The 15,239-nt window shown below is 40.0% G+C and carries 11 protein-coding genes; 8 read left to right on the forward strand and 3 right to left on the reverse strand.

Annotated features, from left to right (window positions below; genetic code table 11):
- Nucleotides 1–470: 470 nt before the first annotated feature.
- The 3 genes from HC965_RS05415 to HC965_RS05425 are packed head-to-tail and all read right to left on the reverse strand — an operon-like array spanning nt 471 to nt 1,391.
- The gene (locus tag HC965_RS05415; protein WP_223854725.1) at nt 471–665 is read right to left on the reverse strand and encodes a DUF3791 domain-containing protein; all 195 of its coding nucleotides are present in this window, start codon (nt 663–665) and stop codon (nt 471–473) included.
- Between the two features lie 13 nt (nt 666–678).
- A complete protein-coding gene (locus HC965_RS05420) occupies nt 679–1,179 on the reverse strand; it encodes a DUF3990 domain-containing protein (RefSeq protein WP_191030493.1) in 501 nt (166 codons plus the stop codon).
- A complete protein-coding gene (locus HC965_RS05425; protein ID WP_191030494.1) occupies nt 1,176–1,391 on the reverse strand; it encodes a DUF3791 domain-containing protein in 216 nt (71 codons plus the stop codon). The genes HC965_RS05420 and HC965_RS05425 overlap by 4 nt, the downstream gene beginning before the upstream one ends.
- Before the next feature lie 1,228 nt (nt 1,392–2,619).
- Between HC965_RS05425 and HC965_RS05430 the strand changes: the two genes are divergently transcribed.
- From HC965_RS05430 to HC965_RS05465, 8 genes are all read left to right on the forward strand, one after another.
- Nucleotides 2,620–3,120: a hypothetical protein gene (locus HC965_RS05430; protein WP_223854727.1), complete on the forward strand. Its 501-nt coding sequence runs from the start codon at nt 2,620–2,622 to the stop codon at nt 3,118–3,120.
- A 290-nt stretch (nt 3,121–3,410) separates the two neighbouring features.
- Complete coding sequence (locus HC965_RS05435; protein WP_191030495.1) at nt 3,411–3,980, forward strand: RNA polymerase sigma-70 factor; 570 nt, start codon at nt 3,411–3,413, stop codon at nt 3,978–3,980.
- Nucleotides 3,981–4,228: 248 nt separating this feature from the next.
- Nucleotides 4,229–5,434 carry a FecR domain-containing protein gene (locus HC965_RS05440; RefSeq protein ID WP_191030496.1) on the forward strand — a complete coding sequence of 402 codons (1,206 nt, stop codon included), beginning with the start codon at nt 4,229–4,231 and terminating at the stop codon, nt 5,432–5,434.
- Nucleotides 5,435–5,470: 36 nt separating this feature from the next.
- The gene (locus tag HC965_RS05445; protein ID WP_191030497.1) at nt 5,471–8,839 is read left to right on the forward strand and encodes a SusC/RagA family TonB-linked outer membrane protein; all 3,369 of its coding nucleotides are present in this window, start codon (nt 5,471–5,473) and stop codon (nt 8,837–8,839) included.
- 21 nt (nt 8,840–8,860) lie between these two features.
- On the forward strand, nt 8,861–10,354 hold the full coding sequence (locus HC965_RS05450; protein ID WP_191030498.1) for a RagB/SusD family nutrient uptake outer membrane protein: 1,494 nt from the start codon (nt 8,861–8,863) through the stop codon (nt 10,352–10,354).
- Between the two features lie 27 nt (nt 10,355–10,381).
- Entirely contained in the window at nt 10,382–11,143 is a 762-nt protein-coding gene (locus tag HC965_RS05455) for a DUF4843 domain-containing protein (protein ID WP_191030499.1), read from the forward strand.
- A gap of 16 nt (nt 11,144–11,159) precedes the next feature.
- Nucleotides 11,160–12,872: a PKD-like family lipoprotein gene (locus HC965_RS05460; protein ID WP_191030500.1), complete on the forward strand. Its 1,713-nt coding sequence runs from the start codon at nt 11,160–11,162 to the stop codon at nt 12,870–12,872.
- Between the two features lie 23 nt (nt 12,873–12,895).
- On the forward strand, nt 12,896–15,229 hold the full coding sequence (locus HC965_RS05465) for a prolyl oligopeptidase family serine peptidase (protein WP_191030501.1): 2,334 nt from the start codon (nt 12,896–12,898) through the stop codon (nt 15,227–15,229).
- Nucleotides 15,230–15,239 lie beyond the last annotated feature (10 nt).

The following is a 15,239-nucleotide window of genomic DNA, read 5'->3' on the forward strand; positions in this document are numbered from 1 at the left end:
ATAAAACTAGAACGCGAAGTGTTAAATCCGCCCTTCTTCTTGACATAAATCAAAAAAACAAGCCGAAATTCGATTTTTTGTATTATAGGCTTTGTCATTTTCCAAAACAACAATACCTTTGCATTGTAGTTGTGAAACTACTGACATTTTTAGGTATTAGGAAAAAGATAATATATAAAAGGTATTAGTTTATAAAATTGAAGGTATTAGATTTCAATATTAAGGTATTAGATTTTAAGATTAGTTTTTAGGAAAAAGATTGTTTTGATTAGGTATTAGGAAAAAAGTAGTTTTCAGGTAACAAGTAAATGAAAGATGAAAAAAGAAGAATCCCATTTATGGGGATTCTTTAAAGTGGAGCGGGAATATTCGCTCTTTTTTTATGCCCTTTTTGCAGAACTTTTAAATAATATGTAGGTTTTAGTTTAAGAACGGTTCGTATTTTACGTTCTGATAGACGTTAATGATTTTCAGTCATTATTATCTTTTGCTTTCCACTCCATCAATAGTTCATCAGCTAGATATTCATCGCTCAGGCAGTGCATGTCACCTATTCCTTCACTTATCAGGCGATAGGTATCCGAATCATAGAAGAATCCGAGTGCGTCTTCATATGTCAAGTGTAGACGGTCAGCGAACAACCGGACTATTCGGGCATATTTCATTTGTAGTATGATTTTATCGGCTTGCATTCTCGGTTCCTCCTATTGTTATTTCCTTGGCACTGATAAAATGAAGATGCCGAATTATTATTTCTTGATTCAAGATACATAATTGATGATTGGGATGCTCAAATGCCAGTCTTCCTAACGCGTCATCTTTGCTCATGGCTCCGGAAAAATAGAGGTCAATGGTATTGAATACCTTGTCATTGGCTATGCCACCCTCTACTAAATCAAAAAGTTCGTCCTGTGTTCCCTTGCGGCATTTGCCTACATAGTCCAGCCATTCTTCATCATAACTTTGAAAGAATTTGATCTTAAAGTCTGATAGTTCGTCATTCAACATGTATTCATTAATATAGGCTTTCTGTCTTCTGAGTAGAAAGCGCATGGCGTATTTATGGGCTTGGTCATACAAAGAAGTCAGATAAAACCCCTTTCCGAAATCCAGATGTTCTCGTGAATGATATACATCCGGTTGTTTGATGGCCAATGACGATGCATGATATAGTTTCATGCTAATACTCCTTTCTCTTTCATATATTGGATAAGATCTTCTACGATATATTCTTTACTGAATGTATGAAGTACGTCATATCCCGGAATCAGATAATCTGCCAGTATCCCGGAAGTACGCAGTAACTCATATGTTTTCCCTGCACTCATTTTCAAAGCATCTGCAAGGCTGCCTACGCAAAAGGTTGTAAAGCTCAACGTTTCAAAATTCATATCTGCCAATTGATTGTTATTTGCAAAAATAACACTAATTCTTCGTAAACCAATCGGTTCCTTTAGTTTTTATTCGATTGTTTTGGGTTGTAAGGCAAGCTTGCTCAAGCTCCTTCCTACTTATTCGCTATATATCTATAAATTAGTCTATTAGAGTTTCCTGTAATTTCCATATTAGGAAACGCTAGTTTCCCGGTGTAGATACTCCGGTTTCCCTACGGGGACACGCCCGTTTCCCGGCATCGAAACTGGCGTTTCTTTATAGGGAAACTGTTATGCCCGGGCATGAAGCTGATAACACCAAAGTACATTAAGCTTTTAGGCTTTGATTGCTTCATCTTTATTCACCTATATTGTTTGAGACTTGACGTTTCAGGTAATATTACCCCACTTATTAGGCATTACCGTATCATTCTTCATGTATTAATACTTGATTTCTCAGGTATTAATACCCAAGACTTAGACTGTTAATACTTGAGGCGATAACTATTAATACCTTGTAAACCAGTTATTAATAGCCTAATTAGACGCAATCTGTAGTGAGGGCAACTTTTTACTCTCATTGCTGCCACCATAGTTGCTCTCATAGCTGAAATACTGATGAATAAAGGATTTGATGAATTTTGTGGGAGCATGGTAGCAAAATCAATAAAAACTTTTATTTGTAGGAAGATTAATATAGTCAAAGAAGCAAGAAATAAGGCTCTCTTCTATTCGGCTCGTATTTAGTGCAAAACTTCTTATATTTATTCCCGTATTTCCGACATAGTTCAAAAAAAACGTATATCTTTGTCACGCACTTTCAGCCCATCGGCGTGATGAAACTGGCGGAAAGTGTTTTTTATTTCCTATATGGAGTAAATAACGTATTGTCTCTTGTTCTAGAAATTAGCAAACTTTTATGTGTCAAGAGATGATACAACAGATACTCCGCGTGAATTGCCGTATATCAACATATCCGTGAAAGATGTGTTATATATAAACGATTGGCGTGGGTGTCTGTTGTTATCATTATCTGGCACAAGGGTATTGCTAGCCTCTAGAATGGATAATGGTGCAACAGCATCTGCGCCTTTCTTGTGTCCGGACGGTTTGTTTCGCGTCCTTGTGTATACCCTAATTATTCTCCGCCCACCGGATTATAGGAAACGCAGATGCTCGTTGTGCTAATATATTAAGAAAAGAGCTTTCACTCTTTTAAATTGTATAACACATAAAAACGAACACTATGTCGGAATGGATTAGCATAAAAGAAGCGGCTAAGAAATACAATCTTGATGAAGAGTATATCCAACTTTGGGCGGATATGAAAGTAGTAACTGCCTATCTCAAGGAATATAATACGGTTGTAGTAAATGATGAATGTCTTCGTGCATTTTTGAAAGTCAAAGAGCAAGGGGATAGCCTGGCATATGTTAAGATGCTGGAGCGATTTTGTATCAACCAATCCGAGACTTGTGTAACGTATGCCTGTCTCTTAGGTGCGCGTGATAAGGAAATAGAAATGTATAGAGAAGCAAAAACACAGCGGGATGTATTACGCAGAATGTGGCTGGAGCAGAATGACCAAATGCGGGATTTGGCAGTAGAACTTGCGTTAGAGCAAACTTGTTGTTATAAATGTTGGTTGAAGAAGTTATGTATGACAATTAAGAAAATAAAGGCTCGTAGCCGTGTCAGAATGAGGTTCCCGGTAAGATTGAAGGGGAAAAATAAGAAATCAGAGTGATAAATAGCGGTGATAGGTGATAGATGAGGTGATAGGTTGCCGACAACCTATCACCATGCCTGAAAGTGCCATGAATAAACTGTTTCAAGATGTCCGGTGATAGGTGAAAGAGAAAAGTGAAAAAACTCTATGTATGTGAGAGAGCTTTTTTTATTTTCTATTTTGTAAGCCGGCAAGGTCTGCGTTTCTGAAAAAAAACAATATATTTGCATTCGTAAATTTCGCAAAAGTAAGTAGTTACGGTGATTTTTATGAATTCTGTTTTCTTTTTTCGCAGGTAATGTGACAGTATGAACGATAAAATTGACACCATAGTAGCGGGAGTAAACCGGAAGGATGAAAAGATGTGGGGCGATTTCTACGATCGTTTTTATGCTGCTTTATGTGTTTATGTTTCCAAGATATTGCCGGTTCCCGATGCGGTGGAAGATTTGGTGCAGGAAGTCTTTATTTCTGTATGGGAGGGCAAGCGTACCTTCTCCGATATCAAAGAGCTTACCAACTATCTTTATCGTGCCTGTTATAATAACACCTTATTATATATACGCAATAATCAAATCCATGATACCATATTGAATTCTTTAGCCGAAGAAGAAGGTGTAGAGGATGAAGATATGATTTATGCATTGACGGTGAAAGAAGAAATTATCCGCCAGTTATATTGCCATATCGAAGAACTTCCCGCCGAACAACGCCGGATTATCCTGATGAGAATCGAAGGATACACTTGGGAAGAGATAGCGGAACGCCTTGAAATAAGTATCAATACCGTGAAAACTCAAAAGACCCGCAGCTATAAATTCCTCCGCGAAAAGCTGGGCGACTCCATGAATTCTATAATTCTTTGTTTATTTCTCTAAAAAGATAAAAAAGTCAATCTGCTACTCCTTTATCTTTTTATTGATTGATTAAGATTTGTTTTCTTTGTTAAAATCAAAAGCTTTTCTTCTGTATTGTGACATTATGATATATTTTTGCCCCTAAATTCTGATTCTTTATTCTCCTATTTCAAAAAAAGATCATCTTTTTGTCACCCCTTTCCATAAGTTATGTATATCTATTATAAAGAAGAATTAAACAGTGTTTAATTAAAAAAAAAGTCAATAAGATGAAGAAGTTCGAAAATGTATATCAAGATGCCGCTTTGATGAGGAAGGTTCTTTTAGGAGAAGCTAACGAAACGGAACAGCAAGAACTTGAAAAACGGCTGGCTGAATGCCCGGACTTACAGAAAGTATATGAGCAACTGCAAAATGGGGAGACATTGAAGGTTGCTTTTGGTGAATATCAAAACTATTCATCAAAGAAGGCTTATCAATCCTTTCTTCAGAAAATCGGACAAATGGAACCGAAGGAACAGAAGCGTCGCTCTCGCCGGATTTGGTGGTATGCCGCTGCGGCCGTTGCCACTTTGGTAGTCGCCCTTTCGTTCTACATGTCGAACTATATCGCACCGGAAGAAGAAATCAAAGCTTTGATTCAGCCGGGTACCCAACAGGCACAACTGACTTTGCCCGACGGTAGCATTATTGACGTACACAAGAAAGAAGTAAATGTAATAGTGGACGGTGTCCAAGTAAAATATAAGGAAGGAGTACTGTCCTACCAATCTACCGTTACAACGCAACACGAGGAAAAAAACGTTGAAGAGCAACCGGCTAAGTCAAATGAACTGGTTATACCGCGTGGGGGTGAAAATACTGTAGTCCTTGCCGATGGAACCACGGTTCATTTGAATGCTGGTTCCAAACTAACTTACCCCGTACGTTTTGTCGGTAAACGCAGAACGGTGATTCTGGAAGGTGAAGCCTATTTCGATGTTGTGGCGGATGAGAAACGTCCGTTTGTTGTGCAGACGCATCTTGGAGAAGTCATCGTACTCGGTACTGCCTTTAATGTAAATGCCTATGCCGACGCTCCTGTCTGCTACACTACGCTGGTGCGTGGAAAAGTGAAATTCTCCACACCGTATACGGCAGATATAACCTTGTCACCGGGTGAACAGGCAGTGGTTTCTGCCAATGGTTCAGAAAAGCGTGTGGTAGACCTCGAAGAATATGTAGGTTGGGTGAACGGTGTGTACACCTTCAACAACCGTTCTTTAGGCGAAATAATGCAAACGTTCGAGCGTTGGTACGACATACAGGTTTATTATGAAACCCCAGCTCTGCGCGACATCGCTTATAGTGGAAGTCTGAAGCGTTACGGAACAATCAACTCATTCCTTGATGCATTAGAATTGACCGGCGACCTGACTTATAAGATCAGTGGCCGAAATGTATTGATATACGACGGAATAAAAGACCAAGAATAAAAATTAGAATATTAGGTAAAGTTTAATCATTAATTTATGAGAGAAAAACGATGGCTACTATGTTTTCTAGTGGCAGTGTGCTGTACGTTTAGCACATGGGCTATACCGTCACAGGACAAGACGGTAACTTTGAACCTGCACAATGTCTCTATCGAGACTGCCTTGGATGCAGTGAAGAAACAAACAGGTGTGAATATGTTGTACAATTCACAAATGTTTAAGGGAGTTCCACCCGTATCTATCAACGCCAAAAACGAGAGATGGGATGTGACTCTGAAGTTGATCTTGAATCCGCAAGGGTTTGATTATGTGGTGAAGGATGGCATTGTTGTCATTCGCAAAATGCAGTCGGAGAAGCGCGAGAATCGTATTCGCGGTATGGTTGTCGATGCGAATAAAGAACCGATTCCGGGGGCTAGTATCATTGTAAAAGGTACTCGTACTGGTACTTCAACGAACATTGAGGGTGAGTTTACACTTGATGTGAAGAGTGATAAAGTTGCTTTGGAGGTTTCTTTTATTGGTATGAAAAAGCAAACTCTTCAAGTGGATGCTACCCGTAAGAAGATGCTTGAGATAACATTGGTTGACGATGTGAAGGCATTGGAAGATGTGGTCGTAACAGGATATAGCAATGTGCGTAAATCTAGCTTTACAGGTAGTTCTACTCAAATAACAGGTGATGATTTGCGTAAAGTATCACAGACAAATGTAATCGGAGCTTTGCAGACATTTGACCCTTCTTTCCGTTTAGTAAATAATACTCAATTTGGTTCTGACCCAAATGCGCTTCCTGAAATGTATATTCGTGGTCGTTCTGGTTTTGGTGTAAAAGATTTAGACAAGGATCAGCTTTCCAAATCAAATCTCGAAAATAATCCGAACCTTCCTACTTTCATTATGGATGGTTTCGAAGTAAGCATCGAGAAGATATACGACTTAGACCCTACTCGTATTGAGAGTATGACTATTTTGAAGGATGCTGCCGCTACCGCCATTTATGGTTCTCGCGCGGCAAATGGGGTGATTGTGATTACCACTGTTGCTCCGAAACCGGGTGAAGTGCGTATCTCTTATAACTTTACCGGAACATTGGAAATGCCCGATTTGAGTGATTACAACCTGGCAAATGCTTCGGAAAAGTTGGAAATAGAGCGGCTTGCCGGATTGTATGATAAAGGTAATAATGGCAATAACAGTACGGCAATGGGGATGAATCAGTATTATGAAAGATATGCATTGATTCAGAGAGGAGTGGATACCGACTGGTTATCTTTGCCTTTACGCAATGCTTTCAATCATAAGCATAGTATCTATATTGAGGGTGGTACTCCCAATTTGCGTTATGGCGTCGATGCTTCATACAATGGAACTGATGGTGTAATGAAAGGTTCCGGACGCGACCGTTACAGTGTCGGTTTCTCTTTGGACTATCGCGTGAAAAAACTGCAAGTTAAGAATACGGTGACTTTCGGACATACCAAGTCAAAGGAATCTCCTTATGGATCTTTCAGTGATTATACGAGTTTACAACCTTATGATACTCCGTATAAAAATGGAGATTTGGTAAAGACATTGGAATACTCTTTGACAGGAATTACTCAGCTTAATAATCCCTTGTATGAAGCTACGCTGAGCAATTACCAATGGAGCGCTTACGATGAAGTTATAGATAATTTGAGTGTCAATTGGTATTTGAATGATTATCTGACATTGAAAGGTCAATTTAGCGTGACCAAGCAATACACGAGCAGCGAAAATTTCTATGACCCATTGTCTTCGAAGTCATCTGTTTTGTCGGATACGAACGGCAATGCTAATTTGCAAGGTGACTTGTATACAGGCAAGGGTACCAGCCTTTCCTGGAATACTAACGCATTTTTATACTATACCCGTAGCTTCGGAAAACATAACTTTAATTTCTCCGCTGGTTGGGAAGCTTCTGCTGCAACTTCGGAGAATACCTCTGCTCACTATCGGGGGTTTCCGTCCGGTCAGTTCAATTCGTTGAATTATGCTGCCGAGGTGTATGGAAAACCGACCCGTGCGGAGAATACGACACGTCTTGTCAGTGCGCTTGCCACAATGAACTATACTTGGAATGACGTCTATCTGGCAGATGCTTCCGTTCGTTTCGATGGCTCTTCCGAATTTGGTTCTAATCAGAAATGGGCTCCTTTTTTCTCTGGTGGTGTGGGGGTGAATATTCACAATTATGGCTTTTTGAAAGGCAATAAGAATATAAATAAATTGAAAACGCGAATTTCTTATGGACGTACCGGTAAAGTCAACTTCCCTGCTTATGCGGCGACTACAATGTATGAGTCCTTATTCGACGAATGGTATATCACTGGTTACGGAGCTGTATTGAAAGCATTAGGTAACAAAGACCTCACATGGGAAAAGACTGATAAATTCAACTTCGGTATTGAGACTCAGTTCTTCAATCAACGCCTTACAGTTGATTTTGATTATTATTATGAAAAGACCATCGACTTGATTAATGACGTAACCCTGTCGCAGACTTCCGGATTCTCTACCTACAAGAATAACATGGGTGAGGTAGAAAATAAAGGTTTTGAAATGCAGATACGGGCTGATATCTACAGAGACCATGACTGGACGATTGCTTTGTGGGGAAACATGGCACATAATAAGAATAAAATTTTGAAGATTTCCGATTCTCAGAAAGCATATAATGAGCGTGTGGCGAATTTCTATAAAGAAGAACTGAAGCATCAAGAACTTTATGGTACCCCTGCAACAGACGCTAACTATTCAATCCCTATTCCACAATATGAGGAAGGACAGTCGATGACATCTATTTGGGCGGTTCGTTCATTGGGTATTGATCCCACAACGGGAAAAGAACTGTTTCTGAACAGAGATGGTTCTATAGCTGACAAGTGGGATGCTACTCAAGAAGTGGTTGTTGGTAATACGGAACCTAAATTGAACGGTTCGATAGGTTTGAACGCTACCTATAAGAATTGGAGTTTATTTGCCGCTTTCCAATATGAATTTGGCGGACAAGAGTATAACCAGACATTGGTAGACCGTGTAGAGAATGCAGATATTCTCGGTAATAATGTAGATTTACGTGTGCTGACTCAACGTTGGCAGAAGCCGGGTGATGTAGCGGAATTTAAAAACATTGCGGATAACAAATTGACTACCTTACCTTCATCTCGTTTTGTGCAAGATAATAAATATATCCGCCTGAGTGCCGTAACATTGAGTTACGATTTTAACCGTGAATGGATTAAAAAACATCTGCACATGAATATGTTACGTTTGGAGATGAGTTCCAGTGATTTCATTAATTGGCATTCTATCCGTCAGGAACGTGGCTTGAGTTATCCTAAATCCTGGAAGATAGACTTTTCGTTAAAAGCACAATTCTGATAATTAAGGAGAACAAAGAATATGAAAAAAATATATAGAACGATTGTTTTGTTAGGGATGATGGCCACTTTAGGAACATCATGCAATGATTGGTTGAATGTATATCCGTCCGATCAGATCAAAGAAGAGTTTTTGTTTGAAACAGGAGACGGATATCGTGCGGCTTTGAATGGTATCTACCGTAAAATGGCTTCTTGGAATATTTACGGAAGCAATTTGAAGTGGGGGATTATAGATGCTTGGGGACAGGTGTATAACATGAGTTTGGCAGCCATGGATGGAGGTGGACAAGCCATGAAGAAAATTGAAAAATTGAAATTTACAGATCAAGATTTAACCCCTTCCACAGATAAAATGTGGAGCGATGCGTGGAATGTGGTAGCCAATTGTAATGAATTGGCACAACAGGCGGAAGTGGCAGACAGCATACTCTTTTTTGGTGGAGAAAAGGAACGCAAGATGATTTTGGGCGAAGCGATAGGTTTGCGTGCGTATATACAATTCGACCTATTGCGTGTTTATGCTCCTTCTCCTGTGATGAATCCGGGAAACCGTACTTTTATTCCCTACGTGAATGCTTATCCGGCTTATGTCAATAATCGTGAGACGGTTTCGTATTGCTTGGAGCAGATTATTGAAGATCTGAAAAGAGCACAAGAACTGCTGTTGGAAGTGGATAAGGGTGCCAATTGGAGAGATCGTTTCGTGGAAAGGAAAAATGATGAGTCTTTATTTAGTTCCAGCCGTGGATTCCGTTTGAACTATTATGCTATTACAGCCGAACTGGCTCGTGTATATCTGTATGCGGGCATGCCGGAGAAGGCATATGAGCAAGCGGATATTATCATTCAGCAAAATAGTCTTTTTGCCGCACTTACAGGAAGTAAAGCGTTGGATGCGATGCGAGATGGTAATATAAAGATGTATGATGACATAATATTCGCACTCTATTCGCCCAAAGATCAGATAGAATGGGATCGTTTGATAAATCATAAATATGATACTGAAGATAAATATAAAGACAGTAGCTTTTTAGGTATTGATTCTGATATGGCGGAAGAGCGTTATGGCAAAGATTTAGAGACGGACTGGAGAATCTGTTATCAAATGGAGAAGAAGAATTATTATATAGATTTCCGTGCGTTGAAATATTACCAGCAGCCGGATAGCTATAAATATTCTAAAATCAATAATATGATTGTTCCCATGTTCCGTATGTCTGAAGTCTATTACATAGCTGCTGAGGCTATCTATGAGACAGACTTGGAAAAAGCGAGAGGATATCTGGAGACAGTAAAAAAGGGTAGAGGTATCAATGCCAAGCTGAATGATGTGACCAAAGATCAGTTTATGGATGTTCTTGTGAATGATGCTCAGAGAGAATTTCTCGGAGAAGGGCAGACCTTTTTTATGTTCAAGCGTCTGAGTAGGAAGATGGTAGGATGGGAAAAAGAGGTATTGCCTACAGAAGCGAACATGGTGTTGCCGTTGCCTGAATCTGAAAGTGCGATTTAATTCTAAGAAAGTTTGAGACTTATGAAAATGAAAAATATATTATTGGCGGGAGTAATGGCATATATGGGTATATCGCTGTTGATTTCCTGTCAGGAAGAAGGATTGGTTGTGAATGGGAATGATATCTCCTATATCAACTTTAATAAAGACCTGACGAAAGATACTACTCGAATCAGTTTTGAGATTTATCCTTTGGAAGAGGGTATGGATGTGAAAATTGCTGAAGTGCCGGTGGAAGTGGCTATTTTCGGTAAGATTCAGGATAAAGACTTGGAGTTTACCATTTCTCAGGATGAGAATATGTCTACTTTGCCAGCATCTCAATGTATTTTGTCTGAGAAATATGTCTTTAAAGGCGGACAGTTGCTGGATACGATTTATGTAAAAATCAAGAATTCACCTGACTTGAAAACTACTACCAAATATATAGCTTTGAAGATAAATGCAGAAGGTGAGGTTGGTGAAGGTGTAGCAACTTATTCCAGGGCCATCATTGCCGTGACTGATCGTCTTGTAAAACCCGATTGGTGGGATTTAAAAGATATGGACGGTGAATACAGTACAGTTGACTACTATTATTTAGGCTTCTATTCGGATACAAAATATCGTATGTTTCTGGAAATCTTAAGAGAAAACGATGATGAGTTGTTCGACGGTAAAGACAAAGTGAAATTACGCAAATACTCTCTATTATTGAAATATGAGGTAGCGGAATATAACGAATTGCATCCAGGTGCCCCATTAAGAGATGAAAAAGGTGCGCTTATAGAAGTGCCTGTTGCCGGATAACTAAAAAATAATGATTATGAAGAAGATATTGACATATATATTCATTTGGACAACCATGGTGGGGGTGTCCGGTTGTCTTGATGATGACAACAACTATAATTATAGTGAGGTGAACAAACTGGAGAAAGTGGGTATTGGAGGAATGCGAGATGAATACTTTCTTGTATATCAACAAGAACTGACTATAACTCCGACCTTTGAGTTTACTATTGATAAGGAAAATCCGGACGTCTCTTATGAATGGCGTGTGGATGGTGTATTACTGCCGGATGAGACAAATCCTTCCTGTACATTCAGCTTTGAAAAAGGTGGCGTGTATGAAGTTACTTATACGGTGATAGACAATAAGACCGGTGTGAAGTTTTCTAAAAGTAGCACGTTGAAGGTGCGTTCTCCGTTTGCCCGTGGTTGGTTAGTATTGACAGAAGATGGGCAGCAATCTAAGCTTTCTTTTATTGGTGCCAATTCCATCACTTATAGATTGGCGGTGACTGATGGCACTACGACAGCAGAGATCGACCGTGACTCACTTGTATATAGTTACGTAATGGAGGACGTTACGCCTGGGTTAGGTTCTAATCCGAAGGGATTATTTCTGAATGCCGGTTATGTGGATAGCTATGGTGAAACGTTTGAAGTACCGGATGAAGTTATAGTAATGCAGGATCGTTGGGCTGAGTTGAATGGTGTTACCTTAGAACGTGAGGTTTATACGGAGGATGAGTTTAGGGGTGACTTGCCAAAAGCCGGTTTTAATCCGGTAATGGCTGCTATGACTTTTTCAGGCAAGGCTATATTAAATTCCGATAAGCACATTTATTGGGCAGATATGTCTATTCCTACCGATTTTCATTCTTGTGGTTATACTTCTTTCCCGGTGGGTAAGGACAAAAAAATCAAGGGTATTTATCCAAGCTATAAGATGACTGAATATCATATCGTTATGCCTGTTATTACAGAGGATAATGAACTTGCGGGGCTTTTTGATGATGCAGGTCCTGTTTATAAAGATCCTACTTCAATGAAACATTCTAATAATAGCGGGCAAATATTCAGCGTACAGGAAAATGATAATCTCAATAGTCCTGTAGATGAACAGTATAAATTACCGAAGAGTTGGGAAGTACTAACTATGATGCCGGCAACCTCAGAAGATGACGGAATCCAGAATGCCTATCCAAGTTGGGTAGCAATTATAAAGGACGGCTCTGAGTATAAGTTGTTGTATTTTCAATGGATGACGGGGACATATTCTTACTATAGTAAGATTGGCAATGGATTTTTTAAAGTATATGATCTTGACGGTTTGACAGGATTCACAGACTTGGCGGTGTTTAATAATAAAAAGTATGCGATAATTGCTGACGGAAGTAAATTGTGGTATTTCCAATATGGGGTAGGAGACAAAGCGACATTGAAAGAAATCAATAGTTCTTTTGCTTCTTCTGTGAAGGCATTGGATTCCAATGATATTTATGCACGTGGTAGTACCGATGCTGAAAAATGGCAACCGGAGCATAACGGACAGCTTGGAGTGGCTTTGGAAGATAATACTTTTAGTATTTATGAAGTTTGGGAGACGGAAAATAGTGAGGGAGTCGCTACGGATGTGAAGATTAACCAACTGTTCCCTGATCCGAAAAAACCTGTAAATAATAAGTTTGGTAAGGTTGTAGATGTTCTCTATAAGTATGGCTCTATAAGAGAATTTCTTGAATTTGCATACTAGAAAAGAAATTGCCAAAACACAATATGGGATATAAAATTGGAATACTTTTGGCTTTGTTTGCCGGAGGCTTGGCTACAGTAGCTAAACCTCAGCAACAGGCCAATTACGAACTAGCGGAGAGATTTAATGCTTTCTCGATGACAGGAGAACTCTCTCGAAACAGTCTTGGCTTTAATCCCCGCGAGATTAATGATACAGACAATTTCTGGTTTAATAATCAGACGTCAGCCGGAAATTTTTACTATTATGTAATTCCGGATGAAAGAAAGCAGGAATTGTTGTTCGACAACGACGAGATGGCAATGGCGCTATCGGAACTGACAAGAGAGAGAATCGACCCGAAAGATTTGAACTTTTATGATTTCAAATTCTCTAAAGACCAGAAGTCATTCACCTTTGCTCGCAGAAGCAAGGTTTACGAGTACAACCGCATTACTCGCAAATTGAAAGAAGTCAAGAAGGAGGATAAGAAAATACAGGATGAGAACTATTATCTCTATATGAATTATTCTCCGGATAGGAAATATATTCTGTTTGCCAAGAATCATAATCTGTACGTAAAGGGAAACAAGGAATTGAGTGTGGACACCACTGAGGTACAACTCACCTTTGACGGAATGCCTCTTTACACTTATGCGGAAGAGCGAGACGGCTTTTATCCCGATATGGAAATGACTACCGAAGCACGTTGGTGTAAAGACAGTCGGCATGTCTATTTTGTGATGGACGACAAACGGAAGTTGCGCGACTTTTGGGTGATTAATTCCCTCTCGGATAAGCCGGAACTTGTGAAGTACAAATATGAATATCCCGGTGACAAGTACGTGACGCAAAATGAGCTGGTCATCATTGACGTAGTGGAGAAGACAGCCCGTAAGGCGAATGTAGCCAAATGGCCTGATCAATACATAATGGTGTTTTCCACCTCTTCCAAGGGAGACTTGATTTTCTTTGAACGTACGAAACGTACATGGGATGAAGTAGATGTCTGCTCCGTGAATACTTCCACATTAGAAGTCAAAGAGCTGATTCACGAAGTAGACAAGCCTTACCGCGATGTACATGCACGTAGTGTGGAAGTACTGAACGACGGAAAAGATATCCTGTTCCGTTCTGAACGTACGGGTTGGGGGCATTATTATCATTATGACGGAGACGGGAATTTGAAGAATACCATTACTTCCGGACCATGGGTGAGCGGGCATATTGTCGCTATCGACACGTTGCAGCGTGAGATTTATTTCTACGGATATGGAGGCGATCCGAAGATGGATCCCTGCTATTATCAATTGTATAAGTCTCATATAGACCATAAAGGGGTTACTCAGATAACTAAAGAAGATGCTCAGCATCAAGTGTACTTTTTAAAATCCCGCCGCTATTTCATTGATTCGTTCTCGAGGGTGGATATGGAGCCGCGGACACTACTGAAAGACAATACTGGTAAAGTGATTCTGGAGTTCCCCAAGCCTGATTTGGCACAGGTATATGCCAAAGGCTGGAAAAAGCCCGAACGTTTTGTTGTGAAGGCTGCCGATAATACTACGGATTTGTATGGAGTGATGTGGAAACCATCAAACTTTGATCCGGACAAGAAATATCCGATTATTTCGATTGTTTATCCCGGTCCTTACTATGGTTTTGTACCTACCAGCTTTACTTTGGACAATAATTATTGTACTCGTATGGCACAGCTTGGCTTTATTGTTATCACTGTAGGCCACAGAGGCGATACTCCCATGCGCGGAAAAGCATATCATCGCTATGGTTACGATCGTATGCGCGACTATCCGTTAGCGGATGATAAATATGCTATTGAGCAACTGGCTCAGCGTCATTCGTTTATTGATATAGACAGAGTGGGTGTCTACGGACACTCTGGTGGTGGACTTATGGCTGCGGCAGCTATCTGCACGTATCCTGACTTTTACAAAGCGGCCGTTTCCTGCTCCGGAAACCATGATAACAATATCTTTAACCGTGGTTGGGGGGAGTGTTACAACGGCGTGAGAGAAGTGGAAAAAGTGGTGAAAGACAGTTTGGGCAATGAGACGAAAGAGTATGAATACAAGTTCAATGTGAAGTCGAATGCGGAGATTGCCAAGAATCTGAAAGGACATTTAATGCTCGTCACCGGAGATATGGACAAGAACGTGAACCCCGCCCATACCTATCGCATGGCTCAGGCATTGATTGAAGCCGGCAAGGATTTTGATATGCTGGTGATTCCGGGCGCCGGTCATGGATATGGCTCCGCCGATAAGTATTTTGAGAAGAAGATGTACCGTTTCTTTGCCAAACATTTGCTGGGTGATACTCGTGCAGACTATTGGGGAGATATCAATCGTAAGGAATAAGACAATAGAT

The sequence above is a fragment of the Bacteroides sp. GM023 genome (assembly GCF_014750685.1).
GTDB lineage: Bacteria > Bacteroidota > Bacteroidia > Bacteroidales > Bacteroidaceae > Bacteroides.